Source organism: Dyella sp. (assembly GCF_035685805.1).
Lineage (GTDB): Bacteria > Pseudomonadota > Gammaproteobacteria > Xanthomonadales > Rhodanobacteraceae > Dyella_A.
On the sequence record NZ_DASSAB010000006.1, the window covers coordinates 79,980 to 104,178 of the forward strand.

Sequence of the window (24,199 nt, forward strand, 5' to 3'; positions counted from 1 at the left end):
CGCCGCCATCTTCGATCGGCGCTGCAGAAAAACCAAATGGATGCCGGCGCGAGCGGTACCCGGGCCGGCGTCGGAAACTACTCCACCGTGACCGACTTGGCCAGATTCCGCGGCTGATCCACATCGGTGCCGCGCAGCACGGCGACGTGATAAGCCAGCAGCTGAAGCGGGATGGTAAACACGGCAGGGGCGATGAAGTCGCCGCCTGAGGCCACCTGGAGGGTGATGCCGTTTCCGGCCTCCGATCCCAGGCCGGCGTCTTCGGCGAAGACGATCAGCTCGCCACCACGTGCTTTCACCTCCTGCAGGTTCGACTTGAGCTTGTCCAGCAGCGGTCCGCTGGGAGCCACGGCGACCACCGGCATCTCCTCATCCACCAGCGCCAGCGGGCCGTGCTTGAGCTCGCCGGCCGGATACGCCTCGGCGTGGATGTAGGAGATTTCCTTGAGCTTGAGCGAACCCTCCAGCGCCACGGGGTACTGCGCGCCGCGGCCCAGGAACAACGCGTGCTGGCGATGCATGAACCGGCCGGCCAGTTCGATCACCTGCGGCTCCAGCGCCAGCGCATCCTCGATCGCGCGCGGCAGATGCAGCAGCTGCGCGCACAGATCGGCACGACGCGTTTCATCGAGGCCACGGTGGCCGGCCAGCTGCAGGGACAGCAGCGCGAGCGCCGCCAGCTGGGTGGTGAATGCCTTGGTCGAGGCCACGCCGATCTCGGGGCCGGCGCGGGTCATCAGCTTGAGGTCGGCCTCGCGCACCACCGACGACTCCGGCACGTTGCAGATGGCGAGCGTGCCGAGGTAGCCGCGCCGGCGCGACTCGCGCATCGCCGCGAGCGTGTCGGCCGTTTCGCCGGACTGGGAGATCGCCACGAACAGCGTGTCGTCCGGTACCACTACCTCGCGGTAGCGGTATTCGCTGGCCACCTCCACCGTCACCGGCAGGCGCGCGAACTCTTCTATCCAGTAACGCGCGACCATGCCGGCGTGGTAGCTGGTGCCACAGGCAACGATGTGGATGTTGCGCACCCGGGCCAGCAGCTCGTCGCCACCCACACCGAAGATATTCGGCAGCACGCCGTGCGGCCCGAGCCGGGCCTCCAGCGTGTCGGCGACTGCGCGCGGCTGCTCGAAGATTTCCTTCTGCATGTAGTGGCGGTATTCGCCGCGCTCGACGGCGTCGGTCGACAGCTCGCTCTCATGCACCTCGCGCTGCACGGGCGAGCCGTCCAGGCCGTACACCTGCACCGCCTCGCGGGTGATCTCCACCACGTCGTCCTCTTCCAGGTACATCATCCGGTGGGTGACCTGGATGAGCGCCTGGGCGTCGGACCCGAGGAAGTGCTCGCCAATGCCTACGCCCACCAGCAGTGGCGCACCCCGGCGCGCGCCCACCACCCGGCCCGGCTCGTCCTGGCTGATCACGGCGATGGCGTACGCGCCCTCCAGTTCGCGCACCACCGAAAGCACCGCTTGCAGGAGGTTGCCGCCTGCACGCAGACGCGCTTCCACCAGCGCCGCGATGACTTCGGTATCGGTGTCGGAGGTGAACACGTGCCCGGCCGCCTGCAGCTCGGCACGCAGGCTGACGTAGTTCTCGATGATGCCGTTGTGCACCAGCGCCACGCGACCGGCCATGTGCGGGTGGGCATTCACCTGATTCGGCACGCCGTGGGTGGCCCAGCGGGTGTGGGCGATGCCGGTGCCGCCGGCGAGCGGCTCGGCCAGGTACAGCGCCTCCATCTCGCGCACCTTGCCCTTGGCGCGCACGCGGGCGATCTGCCCTTCCTCCATCACGGCCATGCCGGCTGAGTCGTAGCCGCGATATTCCAGCGCCTTCAGGCCGGCGATCAGCAGCGGTGCCACGTCACGTTGGGCGGCGGCGGCAACAATTCCACACATGGGTCGGTTCCTTTTCGCTCTTGTGCCGGCATCGAAGCCGGTCGTGCTCTGTATGTGCCGGAGATCTTCCAGCGTCCTTTCGATCAGCGCTTCACGGCACCCGCCGGCGCAGGTAGTTGAGCAGGTCGATGCGGGTGATCAGGCCCAGGAACTGGTCACCGTCCATCACGATGGCCACCAGGCCGTGCTCGAACACCGGCAACAGCGCCTCGATCGGCGAGTGCACGTCGAGCATCTGCAGCTTGCGGGTCATCGCGGTGGATACGGGATCGCGAAAGCGCGACTGCTCGGCATGGACGTGCAGCAGCACGTCGGATTCGTCCAGGATGCCGACCAGGCGCTGGCCGTCCATCACCGGCAGCTGCGACACGTCGTAGAGCTTCATGCGCGTGTACGCGGTCATCAGCAGTTCGTTCGGCCCGACCACCACCGTGTCGCGCTGCGCGAACGGCCGCAACAGCAGGTCGCGCAGGTCGCCATGCTGCTCGCGCTCCAGGAAGCCGTTGTCGAGCATCCAGTAGTCGTTGTACATCTTGGACAGGTACTTGTTGCCGGTATCGCAGACGATCGATACCACCCGTTTGGGCACCGTCTGCTCGCGACAGTACTTCAGCGCCGCGGCCAGCAACGTGCCGGCGGACGAACCACCCAGCACCCCCTCCCTGGCAAGCAGCTCGCGCCCGGCCAGGAAGCTTTCCTTGTCGGAGATGGCGTAGGCCTTCTTCACCCGCGAGAAGTCGCTGATGCTGGGCAGGAAATCCTCGCCGATGCCCTCGACCATCCAGCTGCCGGATTTTTCCGACAGGGTGCCCTCGTTGATGTACTGCGCGAGGATCGATCCGACCGGGTCGGCCAGCACCAGCTCGGTGTGTGGCGATTGCTCGGCGAGGTAGCGCGACAGGCCCGTCATGGTGCCGGAGGAGCCGCACCCGAACACGATGGCGTCGACGCGCCCGTCCATCTGCTCGAGTATCTCCGGGCCAGTGGTCTCGTAGTGTGCGCGCGGGTTGTCCGGGTTGCCGAACTGGTTGATGAAGTAGGCCCCCGGCGTTTCCCGTGCGATCCGCTCGGCCATGTCCTGGTAGTACTCGGGATGGCCCTTGGCCACATCCGACCGGGTGAGCACCACCTCCGCGCCCATGGCCTTGAGGTTGAAGATCTTCTCGCGGCTCATCTTGTCCGGCACCACCAGGATCAGGCGGTAACCCTTCTGCTGCGCCACCAGTGCAAGCCCGATACCGGTGTTGCCCGCGGTGCCTTCCACCAGCGTGGCGCCGGGCGTGATCTTGCCGGCCTTTTCCGCGCCCTCGATCATCGACAGGCCGATGCGGTCCTTGATCGACCCGCCGGGGTTGGCGCTCTCTAGTTTCAGGAAGAGTTCGCACGGTCCCGCGTCGAGATGGTTGGCACGCACCATCGGGGTATTGCCGATCAACTCGAGGACACTGTGCTGAACCGTCATGAAGACTCCGCGGGATCAAAAAATGGGTCGACAACGACACGCCGCCGACCACGCAGTGCGGCATGATAACCGAGCATCGCGAACCGCCGAATTGAGCCTGCTCAACAAGCGATGGCCCGGAGCTCCTGCGGAACTCCGGGCCATCCGGTGGTCGTGCAACAAGCGTGATCAGTGGTTTCGCGCGGTCCGCGTGTCCCACAAGCGCTGCAACCGGTCCTTCGTGTAGAGCTTCTCGCGTTTCATCACCGAGAGCTTTGCCTCGGGGATCGGAAGGACGCCGGCATCGGCGTCGTGCACCTTGCTGTCGAGCTCGCGGTGACGCTGGTAGAGCCGGCGGAAGTTCGCATCGGCTTTGAGCAATGCCTCGACATCATCACGCTGCTGGTTTTCGAACATGGTTCGACCTCCTCGCTTGGCAAGCGGACGCATGACCGGTGCGCCCGTGGCGGTGTGCGCATGCGCCGACGCCCGCTGCCGCAGGGCGGCAACGGACGAGGCGTGGGTTGTGCAGGTAGGCGCATGCATTCGGGTCATGATCCACGCGGCGGGAATGCCGCGTGGATGATCGACGCTACTCCGCGTCGCCGGGCCCCGCAAGCGCCGACGATGGCACGGCCAATGCAATGATATGCAGGCTGAAAACGTTATTTTTCAGTTGCTTATGAAACAGCCTCGCGCCGCCGCCCGGTGGCCAGCGGGCGGCGGGCGGCCTGGCCTCAGCGCTTGCCGCTGCCAGGTGGCTTGGCAGCGCCGTCGGAGGACGCCGGCGCATCCTGATCCTGCATCTGCGAGCGCAGGGCGCGCGCCGCCTGGGCTGCCAGTGCGGCCTCGCGCTTGGCCGCATTGGCGACCTTGCGCTGCGCCGCCGCCAGCTTGCGCGCCTGCTCGGCCTCGGCACGCGCCTGCTCGGCCGCCTGCGAAGCCTCCATGCCCTGCTGTTGCAGGCGCGCCGCCTCCTCCTGCGCCATCTGGAACTGCATGCGCTGGCGCTCCAGCTCCATCCGCGCGGCCTCGGCATCGCGCCGGCTCGATTCGAGCATGATCTGGTCCCGCTCACGGTCGAGCTGGGACAGCTTCGACTGGGCGTCCTGCAACTGCGCCGCCGCCCGCGCCAGATCCACCCGGCGCTCGGCCAGGTAGAGCGCATGGGCGTGATCGCGTGAACGCGCCTGGGCCAGTTGGGCGAGCGCGTCGCGGGCGCGCGCCTGCTCGGCCTGCGCGTAATTGCCAAGCACCGGATCGGCGGCCAGCTGATCGAGGCTGTTGCTGAGACGGTTCACGTCGATATCGTCGCTGGCTGCCCACGCGGCATTGCCGCCGATGGCGAATAGCACGAGGGCGGCGACCCTGATGCAGCGGTTCATGGTTGCTCTCCCTGATCAGCCGCCGATGGCGGTGCCTGCTGCGGAACAGTCTGGAAACCACCCTCCTGGGGCAACGGGGCCGACAGCACCGAACTCGCCGGTGCCGGCATGTCTGCGGCACCGGGCTGTGACGGCGCTCCGGGCAACGGCGGCAGTGCCACGGCGCGCTGCGCAGGGGGTGCTGTCAGCTCCGGGTGGGCCTGCTCCATGCGCTCGCGAAGGCGCGCATTGGCGTTCATCTTGGACTGGATCTTCGCCCGAGCCTCGCCCAGTCGAGCTTTGGCCAGCGCCAGTTCGGCATCAGCACGGGCCTCATCGGCCAGATTTGCAGCTTCCTCGTAATCGCGACTCGCCATGGCCGCCTGCGCCTGCTGGAACTTGTTCTGGGCAAAACCCAGATCCACCGGCGCATAATCGGCCGCGTCCGCATCGCGCGCCGCCTGCAGCTGCGCCTGGGCAATGTTCATCGCGCCGTCGGGAGGGGGAGCACTGGCGCAGCCGCCGAGTATCAGCAGCGCCGTCAGGGTCAAGCCCTGCAGGCCGCGGCCGATATGTCCGGAGCACGCGTCAGGCCGGGAAAAGCTGTGCACCATCACTCATTACCTCGTAGTGTTGCGGCGTATTGTCGGTGGGCATAATCGCCCAATGCAATGTAGTTGAATTCAGGGGACTTCTGTGGATATCGGTTACTTCCTCAAGCTGATGGTGGACAAGGGCGCGTCGGACATGTTCCTGACGACCGGCGCCCCGGTGAACATCAAGGTGGAGGGCAAGCTCTACCCGCTGGGCAACACCGGTCTGCCCGGCGGCATGGTGAAGAAGATCGCCTATTCGCTGATGGACGAGGGCCAGGTGCCGCAGTTCGAGCGCAACCTCGAGCTGAACATGGCGCTCGCGGTGAAGGAGGCCGGCCGCTTCCGTATCAACGTCTTCAAGCAGCGCGGCGAAGTGGGCATGGTGATCCGCGCGATCAAGAGCGAGATCCCCAACATCGAGCAGCTGCAGCTGCCGACCATCTTCCGCGACCTGATCATGGAGCAGCGCGGACTGATCCTGGTGGTGGGTGCCACCGGCTCGGGCAAGTCGACCACGCTGGCGGCGATGATCGACCACCGCAACACGCATTCTCCGGGACACATCCTCACCATCGAGGATCCGATCGAGTACCTGCATCGCCACAAGCGCTCGATCGTCAACCAGCGCGAAGTGGGGCTGGACACGCACAGCTACGCCGAGGCGCTGAAGAACGCCATGCGCGAGGCGCCGGACGTGATCATGATCGGCGAGATCCGCGATACCGACACCATGGAGGCCGCCATCGCGTTCTCCGAGACCGGCCACCTCTGCCTGGCCACGCTGCACTCGAACAACGCCGACCAGACGCTGGAGCGCATCCTCAACTTCTTCCCCGAATCGGCACACAAGAACGTGCTGATGAACCTGTCGCTCAACCTGCGTGCGGTGATCAGTCAGCGCCTGGTGATCGGCAAGGACGGCCGCCGCCTGCCGGCCAGCGAAGTGCTGCTCAACACGCCGCTGATCCGCGACATGATTCGCCGCGGCCAGATCCACGAAGTGAAGGAAGCGATGGACCGCAGCCTGCAGGAAGGCATGCGCACCTTCGACCAGTCGCTGTACAAGCTCTACCGCGAAGGCCGGATCGAGCTGGAAGAGGCGCTGGCCAAGGCCGACTCGCGCGATGGCCTGGCCCTGAAGATCCGCCTGTCCGAGGGTGGCGGCGCCAGCGCCGACAATGAGCTGGCCGGCAACGATCCCTACGGCCTGGGCTTCTGAACCCGGCGGACGTGCTCGCCGCGCCCGCTGTCGATCGCCAGAACGGCGTGCGCGCGACCGGCGGATAGTCATCGCTACCCGCCGCCAGCCTGGGCGTGACCTTTGGTGATCTCAGCCCGCCGCAGGCGCGTCCGGCTGTGATTCCGGCGCGGCGGCCCGAAACGCCTCCAGCTCCGCGCACGCCGCGTGGATGCGCTGCACCGTCGGGTACGGATCCAGCGGCAAGTTCCAGCGCACGGCGTTGTACATCTGCGGCACCAGGCAGAGGTCGGCCAGCCCCGGTGTGTCGCCGTGACAGAACGCACCGGTGGCCACATTGTCGGCCAGCATCGCCTCGATCGCGGCAAATCCGGCCGCCATCCAGTGCCGCGTCCACTCCGCCCGCTGCGTTTCGCTGGCGCCAAACTGCCGCTCCAGCTGCTGCAGCACGCGCAGGTTGCCCAGCGGGTGGACGTCACAGGCAATGGTGAGGGCCAGCGCACGGACGCGCGCCCGTCCGCGCGGATCCACCGGCAGCAGCGGTGGCTCCGGGCAGGTTTCGTCCAGGTACTCGATGATCGCCAGCGACTGAGTGACCACGCGCTCGCCGTCCTGCAGCGCAGGCACCAGCGCCTGCGGATTGAGCGCGCGGTAGGCGGCACCATGCTGCTCGCCGCCGTCACGCACCAGGTGAACCGGGCGGTTCTCCCAGTGCAGTCCTTTCAGTTCCAGCGCGATGCGGACCCGATACGCCGCGGTGGAGCGCCAGTAGCCGTATAACGCCAGATCCGAAGCCATGCGTGCATCCTCCCGGCAAATGAGTCGATATCGGCCGCAAGCATAGCGGGCGCCAGCGTTTGCATCGCCCGGAGGCCACCACGACAATGCGCCGCTGCGGCGCGTCGACTGCCGGCTGAGCCTGCCCGTCCCGTGCCACCCGTCCCCACAGGAGTCCTGCCGTGTCCTTTCTCCGCATGAGCGACCTCGATCTGCGCGGCAAACGCGTACTGATCCGCGAAGACCTGAATGTCCCGATCGAAGACGGCCGTATCACTTCCACCCAGCGTCTGGATGCCTCGCTGCCCACCATCCGCGCCGCGCGGGACGCGGGCGCCCGGGTGATGGTGCTGTCGCACCTGGGCCGCCCGAAGGAAGGCCAGTTCGACGAGGCCTCCTCGCTGGCGCCGGTCGCGACGTGGCTGGGCGACAAGCTCGGCAAGCCGGTGCGACTGGTCCGCGACTACCTCGACGGCGTCGAGGTGGCGGACGGCGAGGTGGTGGTGCTGGAGAACTGCCGCATGAACGTTGGCGAAGGCAAGGACGATGAGGCGCTGTCGAAGCGGTACGCCGCCCTGTGCGACATCTTCGTCATGGACGCCTTCGGCACCGCGCACCGCGCGCAGGCATCCACCCACGGCGTGATCCGCTTCGCCGCGGTCGCCGCTGCCGGCCCGCTGCTGGCGGCCGAGCTCGATGCGCTGGGCAAGGCGCTGGAACATCCGGCCAAGCCGCTGCTGGCGATCGTTGCCGGCTCCAAGGTGTCCACCAAGCTGACCCTGCTGGAGAACCTGATCGGCAAGGTCGACCAGCTGATCGTCGGTGGCGGCATCGCCAACACCTTCATCGCCGCCGCTGGCCACAACGTCGGCAACTCACTGTACGAGCGCGACCTGCTCGACGCGGCCCGTAAGGTGCTGGCCGATGCCAGGCGGCGCGGCGCCGAGGTGCCGATGCCGGTGGACGTGGTGGTGGCGCCGGAGTTTTCCGCACATGCCCCGGCCACGGTGAAGCCGGTGGACCAGGTCAAGGACGGCGAGATGATCCTGGACATCGGCCCGGAGACGGCCGCACGCTACGCCGAGCTCATCGCCCACGCGGGCACGGTGGTGTGGAACGGTCCGGTCGGCGTGTTCGAGTTCGACGCGTTCGGCAAGGGCACCGAGACGCTGGCCCGCGCGATCGCCGCCTCGCCGGCCTTCTCGATTGCCGGCGGCGGCGACACCCTGGCCGCGGTGGACAAGTACGGCATCGAGCACGAGGTCTCCTACATCTCCACCGGCGGCGGCGCGTTCCTGGAGTTCCTGGAGGGCAAGGAGTTGCCCGCCGTGGCCGCGCTCAGGGCACGCGCCAACGGCTGATCACCGTGGCAGGAGACGCCGGAAGGCCGCGCCTGGCGCGGCCTTCTTCATGCACGCGCTTCGCGCCCCACGATGCGCCGCACGGCTGCGATCACACGCTCAACGTCGGCGTCTGACAGCCCCGGCGAGAGTGGCAGGCTGACGGTCTGCCGTCCCAGCCTCATCGCGTGCGGCCACTGCTCCGGCGTCCAGCCGTAACGCTGCTGGTAGTAGGGATGCTCCGGGACCGACCGATAGTGCCAAGCCAGCCCGTACGCATGCAGGCGGTGACTTCGGCGATTTCTTCCTCGCCGATGCTGGGGGCACCAAAGACAATGAAGCGATCGTTCCCGGTCATGCAGCATCCTGGTGAAGAAAATCGGGCCGCTTGCGCGGCCCGATCGAGGACGGTTTTGGCAGCCTCAGCCGACCACGCGCCTGACCGCGTCGACCACATGGCTGACGGTGAACCCGAAGTGCTCGAACAACTGCGGCGCCGGCGCGGAGGCGCCGAAGGTGGTCATGCCGATCACCTCGCCGTCCAGTCCGACGTACTTGCGCCAGAAGTCGGCGGTGGCAGCCTCCACGGCAACGCGGGCACGGCACCAGCCCGGCAACACCGCCTCGCGGTACGCCGCCGGCTGCTCGTCGAACAGTTCGGTGCACGGCATCGACACCACCCGCACCGCCACCCCCTGCTGGGCCAGCGTGCGCATCGCCTCCATCGCCAGCTCCACCTCCGAGCCGGTCGCGATCAGGATCGCCTTGAACTGGTTGTCGGCCGGATCGGACAAGACGTAACCGCCGCGACCGATGTCGGCCAGCTGTTCGGCGCTGCGCTGCTGGTGCTTGAGGGTCTGGCGCGAGAACACCAGGCACGCGGGGTGCCCCTTGCGCTCGATGGCGACCTTCCAGGCAGCGAAGGACTCGACCGCATCGCACGGTCGCCAGACCTGGTTGCCCGGGATGTAGCGCAGGCTCGCCAGGTGCTCCACCGGCTGGTGCGTCGGGCCATCCTCGCCCAGGCCGATCGAGTCATGGGTGTAGACGTGGATGGCATGCGCGGGGATCAGCGCGCTCATGCGCACCGCGTTGCGGGCGTAATCGGAAAACACCAGGAAGGTGGCGTCGTACGGGATGAAGCCGCCGTGCAGCGCCAGGCCGTTGGCGATGGCGGTCATGCCGAACTCGCGCACGCCGTAATAGACGTAGTTGCCCTCGCCGCCGGTGCTGTCGCCATTGGCGGCGTCGTGACTGCCTTTCCACTTGGTCAGGTTGGAGCCGGCTAGGTCGGCCGAGCCGCCAATCAGTTCGGGCAGCAGCGGACCGAACGCGTCCAGTGCCATCTGCGAGGCCTTGCGCGAAGCGACCTCCGGGCCCTCGGACTGAATCCGCGCCACCAGCGCCTGCGACTCGTCCGCCCAGTCGGCCGGCAGCTCGCCGTTGAAACGGCGCTCGAACTCAGCCGCGAGCTCTGGGTGTGCCGATGCGTAGGCAGCAAATGCTTCGTCCCAGGCCTTTTCGACCGCGGCACCCTTGGTCTTGTGGTCCCAGCCGGCGTAGATCTCGGCCGGAATCTCGAACGGCCCGTGGCGCCAGTCGAGCGCATCGCGGGTGGCGGCCACTTCATCCTTGCCGAGCGCGGCGCCGTGGCTCTCTTCCTTGCCCTGCTTGTGCGGTGCGCCGAAGCCGATGATGGTCTTGCAGCAGATCAGGGTGGGCTTGTCGCCCTGGCCAGTCGCCGCGGCGATCGCCCGCTTCACCGCATCGGCATCATGGCCATCGACGTGGCGGATCACGTTCCAGCCGTACGACTCGAACCGGGCCGGCGTGTCGTCGGTGAACCAGCCGTGGACCTCGCCATCGATCGAGATGCCGTTGTCATCGTAGATCGCCACCAGCTTGCCCAGCTTCCAGGTGCCGGCGAGCGAGGCGACCTCGTGCGAGATGCCCTCCATCAGGCAGCCGTCGCCGAGGAACACGTAGGTGTGATGGTCGACCACGGCGTGGCCGGGGCGATTGAAGTGCGCTGCCAGCACTTTTTCCGCCAGGGCGAAGCCCACGGCATTGGCCAGGCCCTGGCCGAGCGGGCCAGTGGTGGTCTCCACGCCCGGGGTTTCGCTGGCCTCGGGGTGGCCGGCGGTCTTGGAGTGCAGCTGGCGGAACTGCTTCAACTGCTCCATCGGCAGGTCGAAGCCGCTCAGATGCAGCAGCGCGTACTGCAGCATCGAGCCATGGCCGTTGGAGAGCACGAAGCGATCGCGGTTGGCCCACTTCGGGTTGGCCGGATTGAACTGCAGGAAGTCGTTCCACAGCACCTCGGCGATGTCGGCCATGCCCATCGGCATCCCGGGATGGCCGGAGTTGGCCTTTTCCACGGCATCCATGGCGAGGGCGCGCACGGCATTGGCGAGTTCTCGGCGGGTGGTCATCAGCACATCTCCGGAGGGGAACTAAAGACCGCCATTGTCGCCGATTCGTGCGTGCACGTCGCGCCACCGTCCGCCTGCAGGCGCAGCGCAACCTCGCTTCCCCATGGGGTCCACCAGGGCGGAGCTCTTAATTGGCGCTTAACTTCGCGCCCCCGGATATCGGCGCGCTTCAGGCGCGCATGCGTTCAATGGCCGCCGCGTCACTCCCCAGACGCAGCCTGCCGCGGCGTCCCCACGCCCGGCAGCGCAGGACCATAAGAAGGAGAACTCCCCGATGAAAAAGTCCTTGCTCGCCATTGCATTCGTTACTGCCGGCACCTGCTCGCTGCCCGTCCTGGCTCAGGACACCATGGGTAACGACGCCGGCACCACCCTCACCGACACCGACACCACCGGCTCGGCGCCGGGCAACTATCAGCCGAGCCAACCGGTCGGGACCGGCAACTGGTTCATCGACGGCAGCGTCGGCCAAGCCCACATGTACAAGGGCCCGTTCAACGATCACCCCACCACCTATGCCCTCAACGGCGGCTACCGCTGGAAGGTGGGACCGGATCTCGGGCTCGGTGTGGAAGCGGGTTACAACGATCTGGGCAACTTCAAGGTGAAGAACGCCTTCAACAGCGACGAGGTGAATCTGACCGGCCGGCGCAATGCGCTGCGCGGGTGGACCGCGGGCGTCAATGGCCGGATCAACGTCTGGCAGGGTCTGTACGTCAGCGGCCGGGCCGGCGTGTACGGATGGAAGGGCCACGGCTACAGCGACCAGGACATCAACCGTCACGATCTTGATCAGGTGGACTACTACGCCGGCGCCGGCGTGGGTTACGACTTCAACGATCACTTCGGCCTGGGGCTGTCCTACGACTACTTCCACGCCAACAAGGATCACGTGAACCTGACCACCGACACGGCCTCGCTGACGGCCGAGTACCGGTTCTGATGGCCATGGCGCCGCCGCGATGGCGGCGCCTCGCTTAACTGACGATTAATACTGTACTTGTCGGTATTGAATCTTTCCGACGCCGCCACATCTAACTCCGGGTGCACGCCCTCCCCCGGCGGCACGTCCCCCGGCGGCTGGCGCCTGATGGTCCGGCCGCCCATAAAAACAAAGGATCTCCCCGATGAAAAAGACTCTGCTCGCTCTTGCTTTCGTTTCTGCCGGCCTCGCCGCCGTGCCCGCGTTCGCGCAGAACGCGCCTGCGGACGCCAGCGGCTGGTTCGTCAACGGCAACGCCGGACGCACCTCGATCAACAAGGGTCCGTATGACGGCCACGACACCGGCTACGCCATCAACGGCGGTTATCGCTGGAGCGTGGCTCCCAACGCCGCCATCGGCGTGGAAGCGGGTTACAACGATCTCGGCAACATCCATGTCAAGAACGCCTTCAACAGCAACGACGTGGTCGAGCCCGGCAAGTCGCAGCTGCACGGCTGGACGGCCGGCGTGAACGGTCACTTCAACCTGAGCCCCAACTGGTACCTCAGCGGCCGCACCGGCCTGTATGCCTGGAAGGGCCACGGCCTGAGCAACGATTCGAACCCGGTCCGCCAGGGCCTGGACGAAACCAGCTGGTACGCAGGCGCCGGCGTGGGCTATGACTTCAGCAACAACGTGAGCGTCGGCATCAACTACGACTACTACGATGCCAAGAAGCACGACGTCGATCTGAGCACCGACATGGTCTCGGTCAGCGCCGAATACCGCTTCTAAGCAGCGACGCTGGGCGGAACCGGGATGGTTCCGCGAACAAAAAAAGGGCGCCCCGCGGGGCGCCCTTTTTCATGCCGCGGCGAAGCTGCCGCGACGGATGTCGCTTACTTGCCGGTCCACCGACCCAGGGCGGCCTGGCCGTTTTCCTTCGCCCGCGCGGCCACCGTCTTCTGCGCGTCGGCATAGTTCGCCTTCATGTCCTTCGACCACAGTTTCAGCGCCGCCTGCTGCATGGCGCGGCCATAGGAGAACGACAGCGGCCACGGATGCGGACCGATGCGGTTCATGGCGTTGAGGTGTGCGGTGGACTGCTCGTCGGTCTGGCCGCCGGAGAGGAACACGATGCCCGGCAGCGACGCCGGCACGGTGGACTTGAGCATGCGCACCGTGGCCTCGGCCACCTCCTCCACGTCGACCTGCTCCTCGGCGTCCTTGCCCGGGATCACCATCGACACCTTCAGAATGGTGCCCTCGAGCATCACGTTCTGCTCGTAAAGCGCGTTGAACAGGCTGCGCAGCACCGCCTCGTGCACTTCGTAGCTGACTTCGATGCTGTGGTCGCCGTCCATGATCACTTCCGGCTCGACCATCGGCACGATGCCCGCTTCCTGGCACAGCGCCGCGTAGCGGGCCAGCACGTGGCAGTTGGCCTCGATCGCGGTGGAGCTGGGGTTGTCTTCGGAGATGTTGATCACGGCGCGCCACTTGGCGAATTGCGCACCGAGCCTGGCGTATTCCTGCAGGCGCTCGCGCAGCCCATCCAGGCCTTCGGTGACCACGTCACCCGGGAACCCGGCCAGCGGCACCGGGCCCTTGTCCACCTTGATGCCGGGGATGATGCCGAGCTTCTTCATGACCTGGGTAAACGGCACGCCGTCCTTGGTCGACTGGCGGATCGTCTCGTCGTACAGGATTGCGCCGGAAATGTGCTCGTTGAGGCCCGGGGTGGTGAGCAGCAGCTCGCGGTAGCCGCGGCGATTCTCTTCGGTGTTCTCGATGCCGACCGCCTCAAACCGCTTCGCGATCGTCTTGGTCGACTCATCGATGGCGATGATGCCCTTGCCGGGCGCAACCATTGCCAGTGCGATGCTTTCCAGATCTTCGATGCTCATGACGACTCCGTGGGAACAACGGCGGCGTGGCGCCGCGCAGAATGACGCCGCCCCGGCAGGGGCGGCAAGGCTGAAAACGGCGGAGTATATGCCAGATCGCCGGGACTCACCGTCGACGCCGGCGCGGCGGCTCAGCCGGCGTCGTAGCCGGGCAGCTGGCACGGCGCCATCAGCTGCTGCTGGGCCGCCTTGTCGTCGGGCGCATTGAATGGCACCACGTAGTAGGTCGATACCACCTCACCGGCCCGGTTGGTCAACGAGGGGCCATAGGTGAAGCTCTTCACGGCGCTCTCGGCGACCGGACCCAGGTCGCTGTCGGGGACCACGTTCACCGCCTTCACATCGCGCGTGACGCCATCGGAGCCGATCGTGTAGGTCACCGCCACGCAGCCGGGCTTGTAGATGTTGCGCCCGCTGTTGGGCACGTCCACGCCGACGTGCTGGTTGAGCAGTATCCAGTAGGCATTGAGGCGCTCGGGAGCTACCCGCCGTGCCTGCGCCATCAGCGGCGTGGCGACGGCAAAAGCCAGCAGACACAGCGGCAGCTGCAGGCGAAGCAGGGTTTTCATGGGAGCCTCCGGGTTCGGGTGGGGCTGCCAGTCTAGCCTCAGCGGAGCGGGACGGCGTCTTCGCTGCCGACCGGCACGGCCGGGCCACGCAGACCGGCCAGCAGTGCCGTCAGCCCCCGCGCCCCCGCGACCAGCCACGCGCCGGCCAGCATCTGGACGAGGTAGTAGATCAGCCAGCGCCACTCGGAAGCCGGAAGTCGCGCGCTGGAGTAGTCGCTCAGGCGGTCATGCAGGAACCACATGGTGAGGCCGTGACCCATGACGCCGGACAGGCCGGCAACCGCCATCCATGCGCCGAGCACCGACAGCGCGATGCGCTGCAATGCGTTCGCCTCGATCGGACTTTCCAGCACCTCATGGCCGGCACGCCCACTGGCCCACCAGGCAAGCATGCCCGGCCACAGCCACAGCACGGCCGCAGTCGCCAGGTAACGCAGCGAAAACAGGGCGGTGCCCAGCCACACGCGGGTGTCGCCCTGCGCCTGCACGACCACGCGTGCGAGGTTTTCCAAAGCAGCGACGGCAAGCAGCACGGCGCCCAGTCTTACAGCCACGCACAGCACGGTGTGCAGTGTCGTCTTCATGTGGGCGATCCCTCGCGTCGGATGGGTGGCTGCTAGAGGTCGCGCAGGCTTTCGACGAATCCGTCGGCACCCACCAGCAGCAGCTTCAGTGTGTTCGTGCCGCCGGCATGACCAACCCGGTCGCCGTAGGTGATGACCACGCGATCACCCTCGCCGAGCTTGCCCTGCTCGAACAGCAGGCGCACGGCGGCACGGGTGGAGGCGGCCATGCTTTGCTGCTCGCCGTGGCTGAAAGCCACCGGATGCACGTCGCGCAGCACCAGCATGCGGCGACGGGCCTCGCCAAACGGCGACATGCCGTAGATCGGCACCGCGCTGCGGTAACGCGAGAGCCACTGGGCGGTGGCGCCGGATTCGGTCAACGCCACGATCGCGCGCACGCCCAGGTGGCCGGCCAGCACCATTGCCGCCAGCGCGATCGCCTGGTCGGCGCGGTCCAGCTGCAGCACGGCGTCGAGGATGCGGTCGTCCTTGGGCTCGAACTGGCGCTCGGCCCCGAGGCAGATGCGGCACAACGCGGCAACGGCCTTGTCGGGGTGGGCGCCGGCGGCAGATTCTTCCGACAGCATCACCGCGTCGGTGCCGTCGATGACCGCGTTGGCCACGTCCAGCACTTCGGCACGGGTGGGAATGGGCGAGCGCACCATCGACTGCAGCATCTGGGTGGCGGTGATCACGGCGCGATTGCGCTGCACCGCCTCGCGGATGATCTTCTTTTGCAGACCGGGCAGCTCCGCGTCGCCGATCTCCACGCCCAGATCACCGCGCGCCACCATCACCACGTCGGAGGCATCGATGATCTCGCCCAGCACCGGGATCGCATCGGCGCGCTCGATCTTGGCGACCATGCCGGCATGACCGCCGGCTTCGGTCATCAGGCGCCGGGCGGTATGCATGTCGGCTGCCGAACGCACGAACGACACGGCGAGAAAATCGGCGCCGATCTCGGCCGCCAGCTTGATGTCGCTGCGGTCCTTGTCCGACAGCGCGTCCACCGACAGTCCCCCGCCCTGCCGGTTGAGGCCCTTGCGATTGGACAGCTTGCCGCCGATGGTCACGCGACAGTGGATCTGGTCGCCGTCGATGGACTCCACGTCCATCGCCACCAGGCCGTCGTCGAACAGCAGCACGTCGCCGGGATGCACGTCGTTGGGCAGGTTGAGGTAGCTCACGCCGACCCGGCTGGCGTCGCCGTCGGGCGCCTCGGCGCGGCAATCGAGCGTGAACGCATCGCCCGGCTCCAGCATCACCGGACCGTCGGCAAACTTCTCCACGCGGATCTTCGGGCCTTGCAGATCGGCCAGGATGCCCACCTCCACGCCGACCCGGGCGGCCGCCTCACGGACCGCATTGGCGCGGGCGCGATGATCGTCCGGTGCACCGTGGGACAGGTTGAGCCGGGCGACATTGACGCCCTGGGCAATGATCTTCTCGAGCATGCCCGGTGCATCGGTGGCGGGGCCGAGGGTGGCGACGATCTTGGTACGGCGGAGCGAGGTCGGGTTCATCACGCAAACCTAGCAGAAGCCGACGACCCCGCCATACTGCATTCGTTTTCAATACGCCGACGAATGGCCGTCCAAATCAGCCGCCCAGCAGCTCGTTGAGCACCGCCGCCAGCCGCACGCCACCCTGCTGCAGGCGCGTGCGCGTCACCGGCCAGGCCAGATCCTGATAGCGCTGCGACCAGCCGGCCTGGTTTCGGCCATCCAGATGCGCATAGGCGACATCGCGCGCCAGCGTGTGCGACTCGCCGGCCCAGCTCACGGTCTGGTGGTAAAGCGCGGGCAAGCCGCCGATCGCCGACCACGCGGTGCGATCGGCGGGGCTGATCGCCTCGTCCAGCCGCATTGCAGCGGCCTGCACCGCAGCATGGTCGAAGCTGTAGTTAGGGCCGGGCACCAGCCCAAGCGCATGGCGCAGCACGCCGCCGTCCCACACGGCGTGCAGATTGCTGCCGCGGCCGAAGAACTGCACCTGCACCGTGTTTCCGCCCTTGTCGTCATCATCTTCGGCGTGCAGCGGCTGGTGCACGTCGCCGACGAAATGCACCACCCACTTGAGTGCCTCCAGCCGGGCCGCGGGCGCCGCCGAACGATCGGCCAGCACCTGCGCGAAATGGCTGATCTGCGCAATGACGCAATTGTTCCGCGCGCAGTCGCGCGCCGGCACGTAGCTGTTCGCGTGCAGCGGAATATCCACGTAGTGCCAGCTGCCGGTGTGCGGGCGCTCCTTGCGGTTGCCGTCGGCCCAGGACGAGATCTGGTCCAGCCGCTGCAAGCCCTCCACGCCGAGCAGCGTCCTGACCTGTGCCGCGGCGGCGGGATCAAGATGCTGCTGGGCGATGTCGGCAACGATGGCGTGGCCTTCCGGTCCCCACGCGTCGGCCAGCGGTGCACAGAGCGTCAGCACGGCGGCGCAGGCGAACGCCGCGACGCGGGTCAGGTAACGGGTTCGGCGGGCGGGGAGAGTGGTAGCGGCGGGCGTGGCGGAGCGTGGCGTCATGGGCAATCGCTGGGGGAGGGTCAAAACGAGCGGCAGTGTGCCACAGCGCAACCGTGCCGCAGGCGCGCCACGGCGACGCGCGACGGCGCGTCACAGCGGCCGCGAGCGGTGCGCGGCGATGCAACCGCGAGGGTCGCCCTGCTACCATAAGAGGCTGTTTCTACAGGCCACGCCACGAGCAGGAGTTCCGGGCAATGACGATCAAGGTGGGCATCAACGGCTTCGGCCGCATCGGGCGCAACGTACTGCGCGCCGCCGTGCAGAACTTCAACGACGATATCGAGATCGTTGCCATCAACGACCTGCTCGAGCCGGACTACCTGGCCTACATGCTGCAGTACGACTCCGTGCACGGCCGCTTCAAGGGCGAGGTCTCGGTCGACGGCCACACGCTGGTGGTCAACGGCAGGAAGATCCGCCTCACCGCCGAGCGCGACCCGGCCGCGCTGAAGTGGGACGAGGTCGGCGCCGAGGTGGTGATCGAGTCCACCGGCATCTTCCTGACCAAGGAAGGCGCGCAGAAGCATCTCGACGCGGGCGCGAAGAAGGTGATCCTGTCGGCCCCGTCCAAGGACGACACGCCGATGTTCGTCTACGGCGTCAACGACAAGAGCTACAAGGGCGAGGCGATCATCTCCAACGCCTCGTGCACCACCAACTGCCTGGCGCCGCTGGCCAAGGTGATCAACGACAAGTGGGGCATCAAGCGTGGCCTGATGACCACCGTGCACGCTGCCACCGCCACCCAGAAGACCGTCGATGGCCCGTCCAACAAGGACTGGCGCGGCGGCCGCGGCATCCTGGAGAACATCATTCCGTCATCGACCGGCGCGGCCAAGGCCGTGGGCGTGGTGATCCCCGAGCTCAACAAGAAGCTCACCGGCATGAGCTTCCGCGTGCCGACTTCCGACGTGTCGGTGGTCGACCTGACCTGCGAGCTGGAGAAGCCCGCCACCTACGCCGAGATCTGCGCGGAGATGAAGGCGCAGAGCGAAGGCGCGCTGAAGGGCGTGCTGGGCTACACCGAGGACAAGGTGGTCGCCACCGATTTCCGCGGCGAGACCCGCACCTCGGTGTTCGACGCCGAGGCCGGCATCGCGCTGGACTCCACCTTCGTCAAGCTGGTGTCCTGGTACGACAACGAGTGGGGCTACTCGAACAAGTGCCTGGAAATGGTGCGGGTAGTGGCGAAATAAGTCCTCGCTTCCGCTGATACGAAGAAAGGCGCCCGAGGGCGCCTTTCTTTTTGTCGGGCTCGTCCACGGACCCTTCCCTGCACGCCCGCGCGGTCAAAGGCGGGCGGCCCCGCTCTTCTGCCGTCATTCCCGCGCAAGCGGGGCTCTCAACAGACGAACGTCTGGCCATCCACTTTGATGGCGTGGAACAGCACGATGGATTCCCGCGTTCGCGGGAATGACGCCTCAGGGAGTAGCCGGGTTCACCCTAGGGGTCGCTGCGCGATGCGACCGGCGAATCGCAAAGCGACCGTGTGGCCGGCAGCCGACTGTTGGATCACCCTCTGCAAGCGCCTTACTTCAATGCCGCAAGCGCCGCATCGTAATCGGGCTCGTCGGCAATCTCCGGCACCAGCTGGGCGTGCAGCACATGATCGTTGGCGTCCAGCACCACCACCGCGCGGGCGGCCAGACCGCTCAGCGGGCCGCTGGCCAGTGCCACGCCGTAGTGCTTGAGGAAATCCGCGCCGCGAAGGGTCGACAGCGTGACCACGTTGTCCAGGCCTTCCGCGCCGCAGAAGCGCGCCTGCGCGAACGGCAGGTCGGCCGAGATGCACAGCACCACGGTGTTGTCCAGGTTCGACGCCGACTGGTTGAAATGGCGCACCGAGGTAGCGCAGGTCGGCGTGTCGACGCTGGGAAAGATATTGAGGATCTTGCGCTTGCCGGTGAAGTCGGCCAGCGAGACGTCGGACAGGTCCTTGCCCACCAGCCGGAAGCCGGGCGCCTTGTCGCCGCGTGCGGGCAGGTCGCCGAGCACTTCGACCGGATTGCCTTTCAGGGTGACGTGATGCGACATGGCAGCGACCTCTCTATTGGAAATGGATCGCCATCGTAGGCGATACCGGCGCCTCGCGGAGCCGGCGCGTCGATCGAACCCGTCACGCTTCCCGCAGCAGCGCCTCGATCACCCGCGTGGCCATCTGTTCGGGCACCTGCTCGGCCGCATGCAGGTGGATCTCCGGCGCCTCCGGCACCTCGTAGGGCGAATCGATGCCGGTGAAGTTCTTGATTCCGCCGGCCCGCGCCTTGGCGTAAAGCCCCTTCACGTCGCGCGCCTCGCAGATCTCCAGCGGGGTATCGACGAACACCTCGTGGAACTCGCCTGGCGCGAACAGTTCGCGCGCCATGCGACGCTCCTCGCGGAACGGGCTGATAAAGGACACCAGCACGATTAGCCCCGCGTCAACCATAAGTTTCGCCACCTCGGCGACGCGGCGGATGTTCTCCACCCGGTCCTCGTCGGTGAAGCCGAGATCGCGGTTCAGGCCGTGGCGCACGTTGTCGCCGTCGAGCAGGTAGGTATGCCGGCCCATCGCGAACAGCCGCTTCTCCACCAGGTTGGCCACGGTGGATTTGCCCGAGCCGGACAGGCCGGTGAACCACAGGCAGGCCGGTCCCTGGCCCTTGATCCGCGAGCGTGCGGCCCGGTCGATGTCCAGGTGCTGCCAGTGGATGTTGTCGGCCCGGCGCAAGGCGAAGTCCAGCGTGCCGGCGGCCACCGTGGCGTTGGTCTGCCGGTCGATCAGGATGAAGGCGCCCAGCTCCCGGCACTGCGCGTACGGCTCGAACGCAATCGGCTGGTCCAGGGCGAGGTTGCAGTAGCCCACCTCGTTGAGCTCCAGTCGCTTGGCGGCCAGCTCCTCCTGCGTGTTGACGTCGACCTTGTGCTTGATCTCGCTGACCTGCGCGCCCACGGTACGCGTGCCGATCTTCAGCCAGTAGCCCCGGCCCGGCAGCAGCGCCGACTCGTCCATCCACAGCACGTGCGCGGCGAACTGGTCGGCCACCTGCGGCGGGTTGTGTGCGGCGGCAATCACATCGCCGCGGCTGACGTCGCGCTCGTCTTCCAGCGTCAGCGTCACCGCCTCGCCTTCCCTGGCGCGCTTGCGATCGCCGTCCGCGGTGACGATGCGTGCCACGCGCGAACGTGCGCCGCCGGGCAGCACCACCACCTCGTCGCCGGGCGACAGTACCCCTGCCACCACCTGGCCCGCGTAGCCGCGGAAGCTCTGGTCGGGACGGCACACCCACTGCACCGGCATGCGGAAGCCCAGCGCGCTTGCCGGTCGCTCGATGGCCACCGTTTCCAGGTGCTCCAGCAGGCTCGGGCCGCGATACCAGTCGATCACCCGCGAGGCGCTGCTGACGTTCTCGCCGCGCAGCGCCGACAGCGGAATGGCGGTGACGTGGGAAATGCCCAGGCCGCGGGCCAGCGCGGCATAGTCGGCCTCGATCGTGCGGAAGGTGGCTTCGTCGTAGTCGACCAGGTCCATCTTGTTCACCGCCAGCAGCACGTGGCGGATGCCCAGCAGCGCGCTGATGTAGCTGTGGCGACGGGTCTGCGTGAGCAGGCCCTTGCGCGCGTCGACCAGCACCACGGCGAGGTCCGCGGTGCTCGCACCGGTGGCCATGTTGCGGGTGTACTGCTCGTGGCCGGGACAGTCGGCGACGATGAACTTGCGCCGCTCGGTGCCGAAGAACCGGTAGGCCACGTCGATGGTGATGCCCTGCTCGCGCTCGGCCGACAGGCCGTCCACCAGCAGCGCGAAGTCCAGCTCGCCGTTCTGCGTGCCATGGCGACGGCTGTCGCCCTCCAGTGCGGCGAGCTGGTCGTCGAACAGCAGCTTGGAGTCGTACAGCAGGCGGCCGAGCAGGGTGCTCTTGCCGTCGTCCACGCTGCCGCAGGTGATCAGCCGCAGCAGGCCCTTGGACTCGTGCAGGGCAAGGTAGCTGTCGAGGGAGGGGGTGTCGTCGAAGCCCATCAGAAATACCCCTCCTGCTTCTTCTTTTCCATCGAGGCCGACGGATCGTGATCGATCGCCCGGCCCTGTCGCTCCGAGGTGCGTGCGATGAGCATTTCCTGGATCACCTTGGGCAGGTCGTCGGCGTCGGACTCGATCGCCCCGGTGAGCGGATAGCAGCCGAGGGTGCGGAAACGCACGCTGCGCAACTCGGGCTTTTCTCCCGGCGCCAGCGGCATGCGTTGGTCGTCGACCATGATCAGCATGCCGTCGCGCTCGACCACCGGCCGCGGCGCGGCGAGATACAGCGACGGCACCTCGATCGCCTCGCGATAGATGTAGAGCCAGATATCCAGCTCGGTCCAGTTCGATAGGGGGAACACCCGCACGCTCTCGCCCTTGGCGATGCGACCGTTGTAGAGGTTCCACAGCTCCGGACGCTGGCGCTTCGGATCCCAGCGGTGCTGCGCGGTGCGGAACGAAAACACCCGCTCCTTCGCGCGCGATTTTTCCTCGTCGCGACGCGCGCCGCCAATGGCCGCGTCGAAGCGGTGTGCGTTCAGCGCCTGCTTCAGGGCCTGGGTCTTCATGATGTCGGTGTGCACGCTGGCGCCGTGGGTGAACGGGCCCACGCCCTGGGCCACGCCTTCCTGGTTGATGTGCACGATCAGCTTCGCGCCCACCTCCGCCGCGCGACGATCGCGGAAGGCGATCATCTCTCGGAACTTCCAGGTGGTGTCCACGTGCAGCAGCGGGATCGGCGGCGGCGCGGGATGGAACGCCTTCTGCAGCAGGTGCAGCAGCACCGAGGAGTCCTTGCCGACCGAGTACATCATCACCGGGTTGGCGAACTCCGCGGCAACCTCGCGCAGGATGTGGATGCTCTCCGCTTCAAGCCGCTTCAGGTGCGAGGCGGTGTCGGCGGCGTTGGCGGCAGGTGTCATGGCGGGTTCACTCATAGGCCGCTGATTCTAGCCAGCGACCGGCTCCCGCGTGATAACGGCTGTGTCTATGCATATGCCGCCACGCACCGCATGGCGGCCTGTGCACCGGCCGGGCTACTGCGCCAGAGGAGCGATGACCTGCTCGATGGCGCCGAAGATCGACTGGCCCCGTGCATCGGTAATCTCGATGCGCACGGTGTCGCCGAAGTGCAGGAACGGCGTGCTCGGCGCGCCGTCGCGCAGGGTTTCCACCGTACGCTGCTCGGCCAGGCACGAGGCGCCCTTGCCGGTGTCCTGGTTGGCGATGGTGCCCGAGCCCACCAGCGTACCGGCGGTCAATGGACGGGTCTTCGCCACGTGCGCTACCAGTTCGGCAAAGCTGAACTGCATGTCGACGCCGCACTCGGCTTCGCCGAACCACTTGCCGTTGAGCCAGGTGCGCATCGGCAGGTGCAGCTTGTCGCCCTGCCAGGCGTCGGCCAGTTCGTCCGGCGTCACCAGCACCGGCGACAGCGCCGACCGCGGCTTGGACTGCAGGAACCCGAAGCCCTTGGCCAGCTCCCCCGGGATCAGCCCGCGCAGGCTCACATCGTTGACCAGGCCCACCAGCTGGATGTGCTGCGACGCCTGCGCCGGCGTCACGCCCATCGGCACGTCGTCGGTCACCACCAGCACCTCGGCCTCCAGATCGATGCCGAACTCCTCACTGGGTACCACCACCGGATCGCGCGGGCCGAGGAAGCCGGCGCTGGTCGCCTGGTACATCAGCGGATCGGTGTAGAAGCTCGCCGGCACCTCCGCGCCGCGAGCCTTGCGCACGCGCTCGACGTGCGGCAGGTACGCGCTGCCGTCGACGAACTCGTAGGCGCGCGGCAGCGGGGCGGCCAGGGTGTCCAGGTCGAGCGCGAAGCGCCCCGGTGCCGTACCGGCATGAAGTTCGTCGGACAGCGCGTTCAATCGCGGCGCGGCGTTGGACCAATCGTCCAGCGCGGCCTGCAGCGTGGCGGCAATGCCGACAGCACGCACCGCGTGCGTCAGGTCACGGCTGACGACAACCAGCGTGCCGTCGCGGCCGCCTTCCTTCAACGAACCAAGTTTCATGTTTCAACGCTCCATGGGTGCTGCGCTCAACCGCAGCCTTCGACGTAATCGATTGCCGGCGGCACGCCCACGCGCCAGCGCGTGACCTTGCCGGCGGCATCGGTCTCGAACACCAACGCACCGCGCCCGTCGGGCGCGGCGACACGCAGCACGCTGGCGCCCGCTTCGTACTTGTGCGGGGCAACCTGCACGGCGTCGCCGTACAGCGCCCGGATCTGCCCCGCTTGCATGCCCACGCGACCACCGCCGGGCGCGGACTCCTTGTCGGTGCCGACGTCATAGCGCGCGAAGCGGCCTTGCTCGAACAGAAAACCAAACCTCTGCGGCTGCTTCACCCAGGCCGGCCGCAGAACGCTGCAGCCGCCGGCCGGATCGACCTGGCCGGCCAGGTCGCCCTGCCAGGCATGGCGAAAGGCTGCTTCGTCCATGCCGAACCGCATGTCGCCATAGCCGTCATAGCGCGCCAGGCCCGGCTCTGCCCGGTCATCCGTCACCGGCGTCGGCGCTTCCGCGGTAGCGCCCGAGGCCGCCGATGCCGAAGCAGAGGGCCGCGCGGCGGACGACGCAGGCGCGGAAGCGGGTGCCTGGGATTGAGTGCAGCCCGCCAGCATCACAGCGGCAAGCAGGGCTGCCGA

At 67.3% G+C, this 24,199-nt stretch carries 23 protein-coding genes; 5 read left to right on the forward strand and 18 right to left on the reverse strand.

All coding sequences use genetic code 11. The features are described 5' to 3' along the window. Positions 1 to 77 precede the first annotated feature (77 nt). The 5 genes from glmS to VFG40_RS01215 form a co-directional block, all read right to left on the reverse strand. The gene (glmS, locus tag VFG40_RS01195; RefSeq protein WP_324894020.1) at positions 78 to 1,904 is read right to left on the reverse strand and encodes a glutamine--fructose-6-phosphate transaminase (isomerizing); all 1,827 of its coding nucleotides are present in this window, start codon (positions 1,902 to 1,904) and stop codon (positions 78 to 80) included. A 91-nt stretch (positions 1,905 to 1,995) separates the two neighbouring features. Beyond that, complete coding sequence (locus VFG40_RS01200; protein WP_324894023.1) at positions 1,996 to 3,366, reverse strand: pyridoxal-phosphate dependent enzyme; 1,371 nt, start codon at positions 3,364 to 3,366, stop codon at positions 1,996 to 1,998. Between the two features lie 168 nt (positions 3,367 to 3,534). Beyond that, positions 3,535 to 3,762 (reverse strand): HP1242/YdcH family protein, encoded by a 228-nt coding sequence (locus VFG40_RS01205; RefSeq protein ID WP_324894073.1) that lies wholly within the window; start codon positions 3,760 to 3,762, stop codon positions 3,535 to 3,537. 320 nt (positions 3,763 to 4,082) lie between these two features. Continuing rightward, a complete protein-coding gene (locus tag VFG40_RS01210; RefSeq protein WP_324894025.1) occupies positions 4,083 to 4,730 on the reverse strand; it encodes a hypothetical protein in 648 nt (215 codons plus the stop codon). Continuing rightward, positions 4,727 to 5,323, reverse strand: a complete 597-nt coding sequence (locus VFG40_RS01215; protein WP_324894027.1) for a DUF4398 domain-containing protein — start codon at positions 5,321 to 5,323, stop codon at positions 4,727 to 4,729. The genes VFG40_RS01210 and VFG40_RS01215 overlap by 4 nt, the downstream gene beginning before the upstream one ends. Before the next feature lie 82 nt (positions 5,324 to 5,405). On the opposite strand from VFG40_RS01215, the gene VFG40_RS01220 reads away from it, so the two are divergent. Further along, a complete protein-coding gene (locus VFG40_RS01220; RefSeq protein ID WP_324894029.1) occupies positions 5,406 to 6,524 on the forward strand; it encodes a PilT/PilU family type 4a pilus ATPase in 1,119 nt (372 codons plus the stop codon). A 111-nt stretch (positions 6,525 to 6,635) separates the two neighbouring features. Here VFG40_RS01220 and maiA read toward each other — a convergent pair whose 3' ends face one another. Continuing rightward, a complete protein-coding gene (gene maiA, locus VFG40_RS01225; RefSeq protein ID WP_324894031.1) occupies positions 6,636 to 7,301 on the reverse strand; it encodes a maleylacetoacetate isomerase in 666 nt (221 codons plus the stop codon). Between the two features lie 161 nt (positions 7,302 to 7,462). Here maiA and VFG40_RS01230 point away from each other — a divergent pair, with 161 nt between their 5' ends. Next, a complete protein-coding gene (locus VFG40_RS01230) occupies positions 7,463 to 8,641 on the forward strand; it encodes a phosphoglycerate kinase (protein ID WP_324894033.1) in 1,179 nt (392 codons plus the stop codon). Positions 8,642 to 8,688: 47 nt separating this feature from the next. Here the strand turns inward: VFG40_RS01230 and VFG40_RS01235 are convergent, their stop codons facing one another. Together VFG40_RS01235 and tkt are read right to left on the reverse strand one after the other, a co-directional pair. Continuing rightward, on the reverse strand, positions 8,689 to 8,985 hold the full coding sequence (locus VFG40_RS01235) for a DegT/DnrJ/EryC1/StrS family aminotransferase (RefSeq protein WP_324894035.1): 297 nt from the start codon (positions 8,983 to 8,985) through the stop codon (positions 8,689 to 8,691). A 57-nt stretch (positions 8,986 to 9,042) separates the two neighbouring features. Beyond that, positions 9,043 to 11,052, reverse strand: coding sequence for a transketolase (gene tkt, locus VFG40_RS01240; RefSeq protein ID WP_324894037.1), 2,010 nt, complete (start codon positions 11,050 to 11,052; stop codon positions 9,043 to 9,045). 274 nt (positions 11,053 to 11,326) lie between these two features. Between tkt and VFG40_RS01245 the strand changes: the two genes are divergently transcribed. Next, positions 11,327 to 11,995 carry an outer membrane beta-barrel protein gene (locus VFG40_RS01245; RefSeq protein WP_324894039.1) on the forward strand — a complete coding sequence of 223 codons (669 nt, stop codon included), beginning with the start codon at positions 11,327 to 11,329 and terminating at the stop codon, positions 11,993 to 11,995. 184 nt (positions 11,996 to 12,179) lie between these two features. Next, on the forward strand, positions 12,180 to 12,770 hold the full coding sequence (locus VFG40_RS01250) for a porin family protein (protein ID WP_324894042.1): 591 nt from the start codon (positions 12,180 to 12,182) through the stop codon (positions 12,768 to 12,770). A gap of 104 nt (positions 12,771 to 12,874) precedes the next feature. On the opposite strand, the gene VFG40_RS01255 is transcribed toward VFG40_RS01250, so the two are convergent. The 5 genes from VFG40_RS01255 to VFG40_RS01275 all read right to left on the reverse strand — a co-directional run bounded on the left by VFG40_RS01255 (position 12,875) and on the right by VFG40_RS01275 (position 17,540). After that, entirely contained in the window at positions 12,875 to 13,882 is a 1,008-nt protein-coding gene (locus VFG40_RS01255) for a class I fructose-bisphosphate aldolase (RefSeq protein WP_324894044.1), read from the reverse strand. 131 nt (positions 13,883 to 14,013) lie between these two features. Further along, the gene (locus VFG40_RS01260) at positions 14,014 to 14,451 is read right to left on the reverse strand and encodes an energy transducer TonB (RefSeq protein WP_324894046.1); all 438 of its coding nucleotides are present in this window, start codon (positions 14,449 to 14,451) and stop codon (positions 14,014 to 14,016) included. A 38-nt stretch (positions 14,452 to 14,489) separates the two neighbouring features. Continuing rightward, entirely contained in the window at positions 14,490 to 15,035 is a 546-nt protein-coding gene (locus VFG40_RS01265) for a hypothetical protein (protein ID WP_324894048.1), read from the reverse strand. A gap of 32 nt (positions 15,036 to 15,067) precedes the next feature. Further along, positions 15,068 to 16,543: a pyruvate kinase gene (gene pyk, locus VFG40_RS01270; protein WP_324894050.1), complete on the reverse strand. Its 1,476-nt coding sequence runs from the start codon at positions 16,541 to 16,543 to the stop codon at positions 15,068 to 15,070. A gap of 76 nt (positions 16,544 to 16,619) precedes the next feature. Further along, positions 16,620 to 17,540 (reverse strand): S1/P1 nuclease, encoded by a 921-nt coding sequence (locus VFG40_RS01275; RefSeq protein ID WP_324894052.1) that lies wholly within the window; start codon positions 17,538 to 17,540, stop codon positions 16,620 to 16,622. Positions 17,541 to 17,734: 194 nt separating this feature from the next. Between VFG40_RS01275 and gap the strand changes: the two genes are divergently transcribed. Next, the gene (gene gap, locus VFG40_RS01280) at positions 17,735 to 18,736 is read left to right on the forward strand and encodes a type I glyceraldehyde-3-phosphate dehydrogenase (protein WP_324894054.1); all 1,002 of its coding nucleotides are present in this window, start codon (positions 17,735 to 17,737) and stop codon (positions 18,734 to 18,736) included. A 334-nt stretch (positions 18,737 to 19,070) separates the two neighbouring features. Here gap and tpx read toward each other — a convergent pair whose 3' ends face one another. The 5 genes from tpx to VFG40_RS01305 form a co-directional block, all read right to left on the reverse strand. Beyond that, positions 19,071 to 19,574 (reverse strand): thiol peroxidase, encoded by a 504-nt coding sequence (gene tpx, locus VFG40_RS01285; protein WP_324894056.1) that lies wholly within the window; start codon positions 19,572 to 19,574, stop codon positions 19,071 to 19,073. Between the two features lie 82 nt (positions 19,575 to 19,656). Further along, positions 19,657 to 21,540 carry a sulfate adenylyltransferase subunit CysN gene (gene cysN, locus VFG40_RS01290; RefSeq protein WP_324894058.1) on the reverse strand — a complete coding sequence of 628 codons (1,884 nt, stop codon included), beginning with the start codon at positions 21,538 to 21,540 and terminating at the stop codon, positions 19,657 to 19,659. Next, the gene (cysD, locus tag VFG40_RS01295) at positions 21,540 to 22,463 is read right to left on the reverse strand and encodes a sulfate adenylyltransferase subunit CysD (RefSeq protein WP_324894061.1); all 924 of its coding nucleotides are present in this window, start codon (positions 22,461 to 22,463) and stop codon (positions 21,540 to 21,542) included. The genes cysN and cysD overlap by 1 nt, the downstream gene beginning before the upstream one ends. Before the next feature lie 114 nt (positions 22,464 to 22,577). Continuing rightward, positions 22,578 to 23,564 (reverse strand): fumarylacetoacetate hydrolase family protein, encoded by a 987-nt coding sequence (locus VFG40_RS01300; protein ID WP_324894063.1) that lies wholly within the window; start codon positions 23,562 to 23,564, stop codon positions 22,578 to 22,580. Between the two features lie 26 nt (positions 23,565 to 23,590). After that, positions 23,591 to 24,199: lectin (locus VFG40_RS01305; protein ID WP_324894066.1), on the reverse strand; the 609-nt coding region annotated here is incomplete at its 5' end.

What these genes read in the sequence shown, in the direction of transcription:
- glmS (WP_324894020.1), bottom strand. Translation starts at nt 1,904, where the DNA reads ATGTGTGGAATTGTTGCCGCCGCCGCCCAACGTGACGTGGCACCGCTG.
- VFG40_RS01200 (WP_324894023.1), bottom strand. Translation starts at nt 3,366, where the DNA reads ATGACGGTTCAGCACAGTGTCCTCGAGTTGATCGGCAATACCCCGATG.
- VFG40_RS01205 (WP_324894073.1), bottom strand. Translation starts at nt 3,762, where the DNA reads ATGTTCGAAAACCAGCAGCGTGATGATGTCGAGGCATTGCTCAAAGCC.
- VFG40_RS01210 (WP_324894025.1), bottom strand. Translation starts at nt 4,730, where the DNA reads ATGAACCGCTGCATCAGGGTCGCCGCCCTCGTGCTATTCGCCATCGGC.
- VFG40_RS01215 (WP_324894027.1), bottom strand. Translation starts at nt 5,323, where the DNA reads ATGGTGCACAGCTTTTCCCGGCCTGACGCGTGCTCCGGACATATCGGC.
- maiA (WP_324894031.1), bottom strand. Translation starts at nt 7,301, where the DNA reads ATGGCTTCGGATCTGGCGTTATACGGCTACTGGCGCTCCACCGCGGCG.
- VFG40_RS01235 (WP_324894035.1), bottom strand. Translation starts at nt 8,985, where the DNA reads ATGCTGCATGACCGGGAACGATCGCTTCATTGTCTTTGGTGCCCCCAG.
- tkt (WP_324894037.1), bottom strand. Translation starts at nt 11,052, where the DNA reads ATGACCACCCGCCGAGAACTCGCCAATGCCGTGCGCGCCCTCGCCATG.
- VFG40_RS01245 (WP_324894039.1), top strand. Translation starts at nt 11,327, where the DNA reads ATGAAAAAGTCCTTGCTCGCCATTGCATTCGTTACTGCCGGCACCTGC.
- VFG40_RS01250 (WP_324894042.1), top strand. Translation starts at nt 12,180, where the DNA reads ATGAAAAAGACTCTGCTCGCTCTTGCTTTCGTTTCTGCCGGCCTCGCC.
- VFG40_RS01255 (WP_324894044.1), bottom strand. Translation starts at nt 13,882, where the DNA reads ATGAGCATCGAAGATCTGGAAAGCATCGCACTGGCAATGGTTGCGCCC.
- VFG40_RS01260 (WP_324894046.1), bottom strand. Translation starts at nt 14,451, where the DNA reads ATGAAAACCCTGCTTCGCCTGCAGCTGCCGCTGTGTCTGCTGGCTTTT.
- VFG40_RS01265 (WP_324894048.1), bottom strand. Translation starts at nt 15,035, where the DNA reads ATGAAGACGACACTGCACACCGTGCTGTGCGTGGCTGTAAGACTGGGC.
- pyk (WP_324894050.1), bottom strand. Translation starts at nt 16,543, where the DNA reads ATGAACCCGACCTCGCTCCGCCGTACCAAGATCGTCGCCACCCTCGGC.
- VFG40_RS01275 (WP_324894052.1), bottom strand. Translation starts at nt 17,540, where the DNA reads ATGACGCCACGCTCCGCCACGCCCGCCGCTACCACTCTCCCCGCCCGC.
- gap (WP_324894054.1), top strand. Translation starts at nt 17,735, where the DNA reads ATGACGATCAAGGTGGGCATCAACGGCTTCGGCCGCATCGGGCGCAAC.
- tpx (WP_324894056.1), bottom strand. Translation starts at nt 19,574, where the DNA reads ATGTCGCATCACGTCACCCTGAAAGGCAATCCGGTCGAAGTGCTCGGC.
- cysN (WP_324894058.1), bottom strand. Translation starts at nt 21,540, where the DNA reads ATGGGCTTCGACGACACCCCCTCCCTCGACAGCTACCTTGCCCTGCAC.
- cysD (WP_324894061.1), bottom strand. Translation starts at nt 22,463, where the DNA reads ATGACACCTGCCGCCAACGCCGCCGACACCGCCTCGCACCTGAAGCGG.
- VFG40_RS01300 (WP_324894063.1), bottom strand. Translation starts at nt 23,564, where the DNA reads ATGAAACTTGGTTCGTTGAAGGAAGGCGGCCGCGACGGCACGCTGGTT.